At 68.3% G+C, this 12,160-nt stretch carries 16 protein-coding genes; 7 read left to right on the plus strand and 9 right to left on the minus strand.

The genetic code is table 11. The features are described from left to right. The 8 genes from ACWDO5_RS18935 to ACWDO5_RS18970 form a co-directional block, all read right to left on the minus strand. The coding region (locus ACWDO5_RS18935) for a SpdD-like protein (protein ID WP_450531468.1) at positions 1–290 on the minus strand (290 nt) is incomplete at its 3' end. A gap of 17 nt (positions 291–307) precedes the next feature. Further along, positions 308–502 carry a hypothetical protein gene (locus tag ACWDO5_RS18940; RefSeq protein WP_450531469.1) on the minus strand — a complete coding sequence of 65 codons (195 nt, stop codon included), beginning with the start codon at positions 500–502 and terminating at the stop codon, positions 308–310. Between the two features lie 14 nt (positions 503–516). Continuing rightward, positions 517–708, minus strand: a complete 192-nt coding sequence (locus ACWDO5_RS18945) for a mobile element transfer protein (RefSeq protein WP_450531470.1) — start codon at positions 706–708, stop codon at positions 517–519. Positions 709–727: 19 nt separating this feature from the next. Next, positions 728–970, minus strand: a complete 243-nt coding sequence (locus ACWDO5_RS18950; RefSeq protein WP_450531471.1) for a hypothetical protein — start codon at positions 968–970, stop codon at positions 728–730. 12 nt (positions 971–982) lie between these two features. After that, the gene (locus ACWDO5_RS18955; protein ID WP_450531472.1) at positions 983–1,627 is read right to left on the minus strand and encodes a DUF2637 domain-containing protein; all 645 of its coding nucleotides are present in this window, start codon (positions 1,625–1,627) and stop codon (positions 983–985) included. 21 nt (positions 1,628–1,648) lie between these two features. Then, positions 1,649–1,822, minus strand: coding sequence for a hypothetical protein (locus tag ACWDO5_RS18960; RefSeq protein ID WP_450531473.1), 174 nt, complete (start codon positions 1,820–1,822; stop codon positions 1,649–1,651). A gap of 86 nt (positions 1,823–1,908) precedes the next feature. Then, positions 1,909–3,267 carry an FtsK/SpoIIIE domain-containing protein gene (locus tag ACWDO5_RS18965; RefSeq protein WP_450531474.1) on the minus strand — a complete coding sequence of 453 codons (1,359 nt, stop codon included), beginning with the start codon at positions 3,265–3,267 and terminating at the stop codon, positions 1,909–1,911. A 2-nt stretch (positions 3,268–3,269) separates the two neighbouring features. Further along, a complete protein-coding gene (locus ACWDO5_RS18970) occupies positions 3,270–3,620 on the minus strand; it encodes an SCO3933 family regulatory protein (RefSeq protein ID WP_450531475.1) in 351 nt (116 codons plus the stop codon). 132 nt (positions 3,621–3,752) lie between these two features. On the opposite strand from ACWDO5_RS18970, the gene ACWDO5_RS18975 reads away from it, so the two are divergent. After that, on the plus strand, positions 3,753–4,541 hold the full coding sequence (locus ACWDO5_RS18975) for a GntR family transcriptional regulator (RefSeq protein WP_450531476.1): 789 nt from the start codon (positions 3,753–3,755) through the stop codon (positions 4,539–4,541). Positions 4,542–4,543: 2 nt separating this feature from the next. Next, on the plus strand, positions 4,544–5,293 hold the full coding sequence (locus tag ACWDO5_RS18980; RefSeq protein ID WP_450531477.1) for a glycosyltransferase family 2 protein: 750 nt from the start codon (positions 4,544–4,546) through the stop codon (positions 5,291–5,293). Positions 5,294–6,479: 1,186 nt separating this feature from the next. Here ACWDO5_RS18980 and ACWDO5_RS18985 read toward each other — a convergent pair. Then, positions 6,480–6,911, minus strand: coding sequence for an SMI1/KNR4 family protein (locus tag ACWDO5_RS18985; RefSeq protein WP_450531478.1), 432 nt, complete (start codon positions 6,909–6,911; stop codon positions 6,480–6,482). A 414-nt stretch (positions 6,912–7,325) separates the two neighbouring features. Between ACWDO5_RS18985 and ACWDO5_RS18990 the strand changes: the two genes are divergently transcribed. The 5 genes from ACWDO5_RS18990 (at position 7,326) to ACWDO5_RS19010 (ending at position 11,870) form a co-directional block, all read left to right on the plus strand. Beyond that, complete coding sequence (locus tag ACWDO5_RS18990) at positions 7,326–7,952, plus strand: hypothetical protein (protein ID WP_450531479.1); 627 nt, start codon at positions 7,326–7,328, stop codon at positions 7,950–7,952. 243 nt (positions 7,953–8,195) lie between these two features. After that, complete coding sequence (gene ettA / locus ACWDO5_RS18995; protein ID WP_450531480.1) at positions 8,196–9,860, plus strand: energy-dependent translational throttle protein EttA; 1,665 nt, start codon at positions 8,196–8,198, stop codon at positions 9,858–9,860. A gap of 9 nt (positions 9,861–9,869) precedes the next feature. After that, the gene (locus tag ACWDO5_RS19000; RefSeq protein ID WP_450531481.1) at positions 9,870–10,310 is read left to right on the plus strand and encodes an acyl-CoA thioesterase; all 441 of its coding nucleotides are present in this window, start codon (positions 9,870–9,872) and stop codon (positions 10,308–10,310) included. Continuing rightward, positions 10,307–10,972, plus strand: coding sequence for a hypothetical protein (locus ACWDO5_RS19005; protein WP_450531482.1), 666 nt, complete (start codon positions 10,307–10,309; stop codon positions 10,970–10,972). Before ACWDO5_RS19000 ends, ACWDO5_RS19005 begins: the two co-directional genes overlap by 4 nt. Before the next feature lie 133 nt (positions 10,973–11,105). Continuing rightward, positions 11,106–11,870, plus strand: a complete 765-nt coding sequence (locus ACWDO5_RS19010; RefSeq protein WP_450531483.1) for an IclR family transcriptional regulator — start codon at positions 11,106–11,108, stop codon at positions 11,868–11,870. The last annotated feature ends 290 nt before the right edge of the window (positions 11,871–12,160 follow it).

Raw genomic sequence — 12,160 nt, forward strand, 5'->3', positions numbered from 1 at the left:
GCGACCGAGGCGGCGGTGACGGCGACCGCGAGGAGCATGGAGACCAGGACCGCGCCGACGACGAGCACGACTCCGGCGCCACCGGCGACGAGGGCGAGGAGCGTGCCGGGCGTGAGCTGAGCGGCGGGCCGAGCCGGAGCGGGCACGAGAGCGGGGGCCGCGGGCGGGGTGTGGTGGCAGGTGCAGGCCGGTGCCGGGTGCTGCTGCTCGACGTGGGTCGGGGCCTGTGTGACCAGCGGGGTGACGATGCCGGTGGGTGTCGGCATGGTGGGGATGCGCGGGCGGAGCATGCGGGTTCTCCTTTCGGTTACTTCTGGGTGCCGTTGACGACGTCGACGCCCGTGCGGGTGCCGGACTCGATGGCGGGGGCAAGGAAGGTGTCGGCGAGGAGGAAGCCGCCGAGGAGGAGCACGACGATCAGCCAGGTCGGCGGGCGCATGAGGCGGATGCCGAAGTAGCCGAAGATGGCGATGACGAGGATCAGGGGCAGTTGGACGTTCATCGGGTGCTCTCCTGTCAGGCGATGCGGCAGCGGTGGGTGCGGGCTGCGAGGGTGGCGGCGGCGCGGCTGGTGTAGTCCGAGGACCAGCCGCAGCGGTCGGCGGCGCAGACGGCGGCGTGCTTGGTTCGGCCGTTCCGGTCACGGTGGGTGCCGACCTGGACGGGGCCGACGCTCATCACGGAGTGGAAGAAGTCGCGGGCAGGCATGGCGTGTTGTCCTTATCTGTCAGGTGAGCGGGGCGGTGTACTTCTCGACGGCGGCGGCGTAAGCGGTGACGGCGGCCAGGAGCTCACGGGCGAACTGGCGCTGTTCGGCCGGGGGAAGGCAGTCGCGGGCGCAGAGCGTCAGCGCGGCGTGGACGTCCTGCACGGCGAGGATCGGAGCGCGCTCCGTGCCGTAGTCGTGGCAGAGGGCGAACGGCTTCTCGGTCAGGTGGAAGCTGATCGAGGCGGCGGTGAGGCTGGACATGAGGAACCTCCGCTAAACGAGTTGGGCGGCGATGGCCTCAGCCATCGGGGCGGGGACGCCGAGGCGGGCGCGCAGGGTGTCGGTGTCGATGGGGTTGCCGGTGGCTGCGCGGTGGGCGTCGGCGAGCTTGCGGGCGTGAGCGACCAGCGGGGCCGGGGCCGGAATAGCAGCCGGTGCGGGTGGCGCAGGCGCGGGCAGGGCCGGGGCAGGCTCCGAGGTCTCGACGGCGTCCGGCTCTGGTTCGGGCTCCGATTTGGCCGGCACGACGTCCACCGGTTCCGACTTCTGGTCGGGCGCGGCCGGGGAGTGGGCGAGGAGCGTGCCGCCGAGGAAGGCGAGCGCGGGCCATCCGGCGATGCCGAAGCGGAGCCAGGCGGGAGGGTGGGCCAGGTCGAGGAATCCGGCGGTGGCGACGTTCGCGCCGAGCGAGGCGACCAGGGCGATCAGGAACCAGCACCAGGCCAGCCGGGACGGTCCGTCGTTGCGCAGCCGTCGCCAGGCGGCGACGAGGAGCAGGTCGACACTGACCGGGTAGGCCCACGCCTTCCACCCGGTCTGTCCAGCCGCGGCGGCAAGGTCGTGCAGGTGGGCGAAGGACAGGGCCCCGGCGATCACGGCCTGCACGAGGACGGCGTCGATGCGGAGCGAGCGGGTCATGTCTCCACCTCCTTTGCGGTGTCAGTCGGTCGGCGCGTGGCCGGTGCCGAAGCAGGTCAGGCAGAGCGCGGCCTGTCGGTCGCGGGTCTCGCGGAGCTTGCGGGCGGAGCCGACGCGGACCGTCTCGGCGATCTCGCCAACGCCCTTGCAGTCCGGGCACTTCTTCGCTCGCGGCTTGCGGGTTGCGGTGGCCATGACGTGGTGTGTCCTCTCTGGTGTGAGGCATGGCGGGGGTAGGGACGTGGCGCGAAGCGGTCGCGCCGACCGGGGTGCGGGGGGGATCAGACGGAGACGGGTGCCTCAGCCGGGGCCGGGATCTTGACCAGCGAGACCGTGGGCGGCAGCGCGGGCCGGAAGGCGGCGAGCGCGGGCACGTCAGGGGTGCGGTGGGCGTGCCGGTTGCAGGCGTTCACGGCCTGTCGCATCGTCGTGTGCGGGGTGCGGATACGAGCCCAACCGCCGGACGAGTCCCCGGTGACGGCAAGGCCGGGCGTCTCGGTCGGGATGGAGACGGCGGCCAGGACGGCATCGGGGGCGATGTCACCGAAGGCCATGTTGGCGGAGGTTTCGTCGTTGACGCGGTGCGCGGTGCGGCCGGTGAGCTGCGCACGGAGCATCGTGATGCCCTTGCCGAGTTCGGAGCCGAAGCGCTGCCCGCAGATCTCCAGATAGATGCCGGCAGCCCGGCCGAGCTGGGCGAGACGAGCGAGCGCGGTGATGATCCGATCCCGGCGCTTCTCCTCCTCCTTGCTCGCGAACAGCGCGAGCTCCGCGACCTCGTCAACGAGCAGGACGATCGGGACCGGGCGAAGGTGGTCAGGCAGATCCCAGATGTCGGCAGCGACCTCGGCGTCTGGCACATCAGCGGTGATGCGCTGCTCGGCGCGGATCAGCTGGTAGACGCCCTCCATGTGCGTCACGAGCGCATCGAGGAGTTCGGCGGCGGTGTCGGGGTTGTCCGCAAGGGCGGAGAAGCGGCGGGCAAGCGGGAACAGCTCCACACCCTGTTTGCAGTCGATGCCGACCAAGGCGACGTCCTGAGCAGCGAGTTCGGCCACCAGGTTGCGCTGGTAGACGGACTTTCCTGACTTCGTGGCACCGAGGGTGAGGGCGTGCGGGGTGCTCCGGTAGTCGCGGTAGTGCACGGCACCGTCCTCCCGCAGGGCGACCGCCACCCGCATTGGGGACGTATCGACCTTGGCAGGCATCTGCACCCGCTTGAGCACGTCATAGCCGGTCATCCGGAGCTCGACCACACCGGATCGGACCTCACGGGAGGTGACGCCCTGCATGGTGAACGAGTGCCGCAGCCGGTCGGTGGTAGCGGCGAAGTCGAAGGCGTCCTGACCGGGTCGAAGCCCCAGCCGCAGCACCAGCCCCGTACGGGTCGGACGAACGCTCAGGATGCGCGGAGGCCGAGGGCCAGGGACCGGCCTGTGGGCGATGCGAGCCCATGCCAGCCGTAACCGGGACGGCGGGACGGTGAGCCCGCAGGCATCCATGACCGAGGCGTACCGGACCAGCACTCGCAGCACCGCGAGGCCGATGCCGAAGCCGAGCCAGTACCAGGCCGGACGGCGCCACTTGAGCAGCAGCGCCAACCCGACGACGGCCAGCAGGCCGAGAGCGGACCGGGTCATGATCAGGCCGCCTTCGCGGAACCGGCGGCGAGCGAGGTGACCGCGACCGCACGGAAGGCGATGCCGTGACGGCGCTGACCGTTGAACTCGTTCTCCCACGGCCGGGCAATCAGACCGGTGAGTGCAACCGGCGTGCCCATGACCAGGTCACCGGACATGCCGGTCTCCGGCACGGTCACGGTCAGGATCTCCACCTCGCCGTTCGCCGCGAACATCACGTCCACGGTCGACAGCGCGGCACCGGTCTCGGCGTCCATCGCACGCTCACCGGTACGGCGGTCCTTCACCTTGGGCTGCGGAGGCTGGGCCACCATCACGGCGGCGGTGGAGGTGTCGACGGGGATCTGGCGCATTGGGCCACCTCTGTTTCGAGAGATCATGTCCTCAACTCCTCTTTAGGAGTTACTAGGACTATGCGGCGCCGATCGGTGGGTTGTCAACACCTCATGAGGACTTAAGCTGTTGGAGACACCCGGAGGGACGAGATGGCTAAGCGGTACGAGAAGGTTTCGGATGATTTGCGCCGCAAGATCGCTGGCGGAGAGCTAGCGGCTGGCGATCGGCTCACCGCCGAAACCGTGCTGGCGGCGGAGTACAAGGTCAGCCTTCCGACCCTCCGGCAGGCGTTGAGTGCACTCGAAGCCGAGGGGTTGATCGAGAAGCGTCACGGACGGGGCAACTTCGTCCGCCAACCGCGGCAACGTGCGGAGCGGAGCAACCTCAGGCATCAGTGGGAGAAGGATCGGGCACGCGCGAGCCTCGACGTGCGCGGGCAGACCGGCGCGACGGAACACGACACCGGTCTCGGGATCCACCAGCTCGCCTTCCACGCCGAGTATCGGCGCATCGAGGCCTCAGACGACCTTGCCCAGGCGCTCGGCCTTGATCCTGGCACTGCCGTGCTCGAACGCACGTATCGCACAAGGTCCCAAGAGGAGGGCGAGCCCCTGAACATCGCTCGCTCGTACCTCCCGTATGAACTGGTCGCGAAGAACCCCGACCTTCTGGATGAGACGGCAGAACCCTGGCCGGGGGGCACGCAGAACCAGCTACACACCGTCGGCATTGAGCTGGACCGCATCGAGGAGACGATCACGGCCAGGCCCCCGACCATCGAGGAGTCGGAAGAGCTGGGTATCGGCCCTGGTGTGTCCGTCATGGAAGTCCGCAAGACTTGCTACGACATCACCGGCCGGGTTGTGGAAGTCGCAGACGTAGTGCTCCCCGGCGATCGCTACAAGGTCACCTGCACTACGCCGCTGGAGAGGTGGTAACCATGACCCGAATCGTCTCGGTCATCACGCCCGTGCACGGACCCAGCGCCCACTACCTGCAAGATGCGTACGAGTCCCTGCGCACCCAGGACTTGCCGGACGATTGGGCATGGCAGTGGCTCATCCAAGAGGACGGCGAGACCGACGAAGTTCGGCCTCACGTCCCCAAGGACGACCGCATCAGCTTTGCCCAAGGCCGCCATGGAAGGGCCGGCATGGCTCGCACCATCGCACTCGCGCGTGCCGAGGGCGAGTTCGTGAAGGTTCTGGACGCAGACGACATGCTGACGCCCGGCGCCCTTGCGCGGGACATCACGGCCCTGACGACGCACGCCGACGTCGCATGGACCACGGCACGCGTGCTGGACCTCCTTCCGGACGGGACCACAGTCGGGTTCGACAGCGATCCTCCCGAAGGGCCGATCAAGCCTGGTGCAGTACTGGACCACTGGCGCAGCCACGGCTACCGGGCGCAGGTCCACCCCGCAACGTTGTGCGCGCGCCGCGATCTCGTGACCGCGCTTGGGGGATGGATGGCGCTTCCCGCATCCGAAGACACCGGCCTCCTGCTCGCCCTCAGCGCAGTGAGCACCGGGTGGTTCACCGAAGAGTGCGGTCTCCTGTACCGGAAGTGGCCCGGACAAAGCACCCAGCAGTCCGCCCATGCCCAAGAGGACGAACGTGCGGCCCGGATGGCAGTGATCGAAGCACGCGCCGAGGCACTGGCCAAGCTGAGTTCCTGGAGCCTGTAAGGCCATCAGCCGTACGGGAGAGGCGCGATACAAGTTTCTCTACTTCATCAAGGCGGCTCGCTCCGCTCGCCGCGCGCGGCCCCGGCTCCAGCGCCGGGCCCCGACGCTCCTGTCTCCGCCCCGCTCCGGGCCCCGGCTCCGCCGGCCGCGCGGCTAGAGCGAGCACACCAGATACACGAGACGGTAGCCCGCTGTGGCTGGTGCCGGTCGGCTCCACGGCTTTAGGCAGCCACCATGGGGCGAGCCTCCAAGATCATGGCCCCGATCGGGCAATTGCGGGCAGGCGAGGAGCCAGCCCGATTCGCGGCCAGCGTAAGGGGCCATGATCTCTCGCCCCATGGCAGCTCCCGCCCAAAGCCGCTACGCCAACCTCTATGGGTATGTTTCGGCCAACTCCGCAACGCCTGCGGGCGAGTGGGCTCTAGTTACATCCATTCAGATCCATTCCCATGCGTTCCGACGCGTTCCGGACGCCACCGAGCACGCAGCCGTTCCGTCGGGCACGAGCATCAAGTCACCGCAGTTCAGAGGGCAAGTAACCGCCACGACTTTTCATCCCCGCGCAACACGCGAGGCGGTTCAGCCGCCAGGTAGCCGGAAGTAGGTAGATCTGAAGTTCGCCAGCCACGAGCCGAGTCCACCCACTGCTACGGTCTGTGGCTAAGACAGAGATGCTCGCCAGCCACCACAAGTAGCGCTGAACGCTGGCGGGTTGACGCTGCAAGCCTGATATGGTTTGCGGCACGCCGAAGACCCGTATGGCGGAAAGTCCTGGCAGACGCGCCGTACGGGTCAATCGATCGCTACCTAGGAGGTACTGACTTGCCTGAACAAGAGCACCACCCTCGCGAATCGTATTGCCATGGCAATACGAAACCGATACCCGGGAACCGTACAGCGGCGCGTGCCAGCAACGCAAGCTCCAGCGCGTTAGGTTGGGCCTCCATCATCTCGGCTGTGGCCAGCTTGATCGCGGCCCTGACTGGCGCGGCCGCCCTGCTGCTGACCCGATTCTGAGCCGAACGATCGGCGTGCCCCTGGCGTGCCCGTTCGAGTGGCACGCCAGGGGGAACCACGGGCAACAGCGGCCAAGGCTCTACTCACGGGCAGGTCAGCGTCTTGCCAGGTCAGGGGCAATCCGCATACGGGATCTTCCAAACTAGGGACACAGAGGCCGGCCGTCCTTCTACCGGTACCAGTCACCATCGCCCGCGAGGGAACGGTGCAGGTAGTCCTCCATCTCGCGTGCAGCCCACAGGCGACTGTCATTCTCGTGGTCCCAGACGAAGATGTTCGGGCGCTCGGTCGTGAGCACGAAGGCAAACTGGTCGCCCCCGCCGTTGTCGCCGAAGAACAGCAACGGATCGAAGGGCATGTACAGGCCCGGGAACGTATCGGGGGACCAGAACAGCAGGTTCTGCTCCACAATCCGATCCAGGGACCAAACGACGTCAGTCCCGTACTCGTCGACTATCCCGTCGGTCTCCATGAGCAGTGCAGTCAGCTGCGATGGCAGGCTTCGGCCAAGACGCCGCTCCGCCTCAGCTAGCGCCGTCGCGTCAACGGGTGCCCGGAACTCGACGTCGGGCAAGGCTCCAGCAGCAGCTTCCTTCCACATGGGCGCAGCTTAAGCGGGACGGCCGACAGCCCCGAGCGCCGGTGCTGTACAGCAGCGAAGTACCGCAACCCCAGCAACCGCCCCGGTCCGCTACCGTCCCTCCGGGGCCTCGTAGCGGCCGGTATGACCGTCACTGACCGATCCGGCTAGAGCTACGTGCGGTCAACCACGGTCAATGACGTCACTCCGCAGTCCTGATGCGCCGTACGCCTGTGCTGCTGCTACGGCCGGAATGACCTGGGCTCCCTCGCTCCCGATCACACCCGCCCTTACAAGGCGGATGTCACCTGACCTGCTCGCCGCCTCGCTGCGGTGCCTTATTCGCTCCCCTGTGGCCGGATCGCTCCCTTGTGAGTCCTTCCTGCTCGTGTCACACATTTGAGAGGCGGGTTGACCAGGGGGAGGGGGCACAGCATGTCCGTGTGGGGTGGCGGTCCGGCAGAGCCATCGGGATGGGCAATCGAGCGGTTCGGGCAGCAGGCCGGCAGGCTTGCTGCGGCGGTTCCGGTGCAATTGGCCAAGGCACACGCGAAGGCTCACGCCACGCACCTCGCAGCCGGGCTGAAGAAGCGAAGTCCCTACGGCGCCACTCTTGCGGAGGCCGTGCGCGAGAACCTGGCCGACACTGCGCGCGAGCTGGGCGAGCCGGTACGAGAAGTGCTTGGGTACGAGTACGCGGTGATCAACGAATACGCACTCTTCCCCTTCAAGTACGCAGACAAGCCGAGGCCCCTCGATCGCGCTCGATTGCCTGCCAAGGCTTCCCCTACACGGCACCGGATGTTGCGGGCGCATGGGCCTGAGCAGCGGGAAGCGATATTCGATCTGGACGACGGCCTGACCACGGAGGAGTACCTCCAGCTGCACGAGACGTTCGAGGAGCTGGGCGCCACGACGGAGCTTGTCTGCGTGTTCTTCACGGCCGACGTCGAGAGCGGCATCCATGCCATCCACTGGGGACAAGCTCACCTCGAACCTGACCGCACCTTCGCCTGGATCCACAAGGAACAGCTCCCGGTCGCTCCCCAGCCGCTTGAGTGATCGCCTGGCATCACGTCCAGCTCGCCCGCGTCGGAGGCGAGTCGGCTGATTCCTGGGCCGTCCCTGGGCCGTGCGAGGGCGCCCGATGCCGACCGACGACAACCGACAGTGACAGTCGAGCTACAACCGCCCACAGCGAAGCCCCAGCTCACAGACCCCCGCCCATACGGGTTAGCACCCAGGGCTGGCCGTCAGGCAAGATGGGGTGTATCTGCCCACCCACTTCTTGCCGGACGGTTTCTCTTGGCTGAGTACATCTACACGATGCGCAAGACGCGCAAGGCGCACGGCGACAAGGTCATCCTCGATGACGTGACGCTGAGCTTCCTGCCCGGTGCGAAGATCGGTGTGGTCGGCCCCAACGGCGCCGGTAAGTCCACCGTGCTGAAGATCATGGCCGGTCTGGAGCAGCCCTCCAACGGCGACGCCTTCCTCTCGCCCGGCTACACCGTCGGCATCCTGCTGCAGGAGCCGCCGCTGGACGAGTCGAAGACCGTGCTGGAGAACGTCCAGCTCGGCGTCGCCGAGGTCAAGGGCAAGCTCGACCGGTTCAACGAGATCGCCGAGCAGATGGCGACCGAGTACACCGACGCCCTGATGGAAGAGATGGGCAAGCTCCAGGAGGATCTCGACCACTCCAACGCCTGGGACCTGGACGCCCAGCTCGAGCAGGCCATGGACGCGCTCGGCTGCCCGCCCGGCGACTGGCCCGTCACCAACCTCTCCGGTGGTGAGAAGCGCCGCGTCGCCCTGTGCAAGCTGCTGCTCGAAGCCCCCGACCTGCTGCTCCTCGACGAGCCCACCAACCACCTGGACGCCGAGTCCGTGCAATGGCTGGAGGCGCACCTCGCCAAGTACGCCGGCACCGTCGTCGCCATCACCCACGACCGGTACTTCCTCGACAATGTCGCGGGCTGGATCCTGGAGCTCGACCGCGGCCGCGCGATCGGCTACGAGGGCAACTACTCCACGTACCTCGAGACCAAGCAGACGCGTCTCAAGGTCGAGGGCCAGAAGGACGCCAAGCGCGCCAAGCGGCTCAAGGAAGAGCTCGAGTGGGTCCGCTCCAACGCGAAGGGCCGGCAGGCCAAGTCCAAGGCCCGTCTGGCCCGTTACGAGGAGATGGCGGCCGAGGCCGACAAGATGCGGAAGCTGGACTTCGAGGAGATCCAGATCCCGCCGGGCCCGCGGCTCGGCAGTGTCGTCGTCGAGGTCGAGAAGCTCTCCAAGGCCTTCGGCGACAAGGTGCTCATCGACGACCTGAGCTTCACGCTGCCGCGCAACGGCATCGTCGGCGTCATCGGTCCGAACGGCGCGGGCAAGACCACGCTGTTCAAGATGATCCAGGGCCTGGAGGAGCCCGACTCCGGTGTGATCAGGGTGGGCGAGACCGTCAAGATCAGTTACGTCGACCAGAGCCGCGCCAACATCGACCCCAAGAAGTCGCTGTGGGCCGTCGTCTCCGACGAGCTCGACTACATCAATGTCGGCCAGGTCGAGATGCCGTCCCGCGCCTATGTCTCGGCGTTCGGCTTCAAGGGCCCGGACCAGCAGAAGCAGGCCGGCGTACTGTCCGGCGGTGAGCGCAACCGCCTCAACCTGGCGCTGACCCTGAAGCAGGGCGGCAACCTGCTGCTCCTCGACGAGCCCACCAACGACCTCGACGTCGAGACGCTCTCCTCCCTGGAGAACGCCCTGCTCGAGTTCCCCGGTGCGGCCGTGGTCGTCTCCCACGACCGGTGGTTCCTCGACCGCGTCGCCACGCACATCCTGGCGTACGAGGGCGAGTCCAAGTGGTTCTGGTTCGAGGGCAACTTCGAGTCGTACGAAAAGAACAAGGTCGAGCGGCTCGGCCCGGACGCCGCCCGTCCGCACCGCGCCACATACAAGAAGCTGACCCGGGGCTGAGGTTCACACATGGCCCGGCACATCTACCGCTGCCCCCTTCGCTGGTCGGACATGGACGCCTTCGGGCATGTCAACAACGTCGTCTTCCTGCGGTACCTGGAAGAGGCGCGCATTGACTTCATGTTCCGGCTGGCGCCGGGGGACGGTTCCCCGTCGTTCTCAGGTGGGTCCGTCGTGGCCCGGCACGAGATCGACTACAAGTGGCCGCTGGTCCACCGGCACGAGCCGGTGATCATCGAGTCGTGGGTGACGAAGATTGGCGCGGCGTCGCTGACCATCGCGTACGAGGTCAAGGACGCGGAAGGGCCCTCGCAGGTGTATGTGCGGGCCTCGACCATCGTCGTGCCGTACGACCTGAGCGCGGCGCGTCCGCGCCGGATCAGCGCGGAGGAGAAGGCCTTCCTCCTGGACTACCTCGACGACGCCGCCGAGGGTGCTCTCGCGGCATGAGCGTACCCGTGCAGAGTCTGCACTTCGCCGACGCGGGGGAGGCTGAAGATCTCGCAGCCTTCCTCGCCCGGCTGATCCATTACGACCGCGCCGCCGCCGTCCGGCTTCAGGCCGGCGGTGGCGCGCTCGCCGTTTTCGGGCGTCCGCCCTCCTTCGAGGTGCTCGCGATCCGTACGGCACGGCTCGATGACCGGGTCGAGCTGGATGTCACCGTCTCCGCCGGTGAGCTGCTGGAGTCCCTTGGCGGGGTGGAGTTCACCGTGCCCGCCGCCGGCACGGGGCCGCCCTGGGCCGGCGTGCTGCCGCCGCGGGGCGGCTGGCGGGAACTGCCCGGGCTGCCCGAAGTGACCGCGATGCGGGGCGCGGTGGCTGCGGCCGTGGCTGAATTCCGTACCCGCGACGAGCAGTTGCCCGCCGAGCAGCGTACGCGTGCCGAGCGGGACCGGATCGGGCGCGAGATCTGGTCGCGCACCGTCGGCGGAACCAGGCTGCCGCTGCGTGCCGTGCACGCCGCCCAGTCGCTCGGCTTTCTGCGGCCCGGAGTCCCGGTCGCGCTGCTGTCCACGGGCGCGTGGCTCAGGCTGCGTACGCCTTTCGGGTCGATCGCCGTACGGACGAACGGCCTCGGCGGACTGAGCGTCACCCCCACCAGGCCCGGCTGACCCGGTTAACCTTCGCCCGAATGGGCAGGCGCGGCACATGGTGCATCGTGTAGCGCGATACGCAACACGCAAAACGCGCAACGCGTATCGCGAGGAAACGCGCAGTCCGTAAAGCAATACGGGGGTACGACGGATGACGGACAAGTCCAGTGCCGTGCAGTCGGTGGACCGCGCCGTGAGCGTGCTCGAGAGCCTCGCGCGGCATGGCGAGGCGGGCGTCACGGAGATCGCCGACGAGCTGGGTGTGCACAAATCGACCGCGTTCCGGCTGCTCGGGGCGCTGGAGAACCGGGGTCTCGTCACCCAGTCCAAGGACCGCGGAAAGTACTGCCTGGGGCCCGGAATGCTGCGGCTCGCGGGCGCGGCCGCCGTTCGGCTCGACATCTCGCAGGAGGGCACGCCACTCTGCCGCGAACTTGCTGACGAGGTCGGCGAGACCGTCAACATCGCGATCCTCGACGACGACGCCGCGGTCAATGTCGCCCAGGCGCGGGGGGTCGCGTCGGTGACCACCTACAACTGGCTGGGCCGCCGCACCCCGCTGCACGCCACGTCCAGCGGCAAGATCCTGCTCGCACACGCCCCGGCGCCGGCCAGGGACCGGGTGCTCGGTGGCGAGCTCGAACGGTTCACGGAGCGTACGGTCACCTCGCCCACAGAGCTGGGCACGCAGCTCACAGTGGCGGCCGAGCAGGGGTACGCCGTGGCGGTGGAGGAGCTCGAGATCGGCCTGAACGCGGTGGCGGCACCGGTGTACGGGCACGACGGGGCGGTGATCGGGGCGCTGAGCGCGTCGGGCCCGGCGTACCGGCTGGGCGAGGAGCTGCTGCCGAAACTGGCCAAGCGGACGATGGCGGTGGCGGAGGAGCTCTCGAACCGCATGGGGTACGGGGGCTGAGCGGGGCGGCGTACGCGTGGGGGCGCGCCTGCGGTGCGCCCGAGCGGGCGACGGCCTGAGTCCGGACGCCTGAGCCCGGACGCATGAGCGGGGCGATGTGGGTGTGCGCGCCTGTGGCGGACGCCTGAGCGGGGCGGCGTGGGGGAGCGGGCCTGCGGCGGACGCCTGAGCGGGCGACGGCTTGTCCCCGCGGTGGCCTGAGCCGCCCGGATGCCCGGCGGGCGACGGCTTGCGCCCGCGGTGGCCTGAGCCCGGCCGTCCGAGCCTCTTTGTGCCCGGCCCCCGGGCGG

It is taken from the genome of Streptomyces sp. NPDC000880 (genome assembly GCF_053599675.1).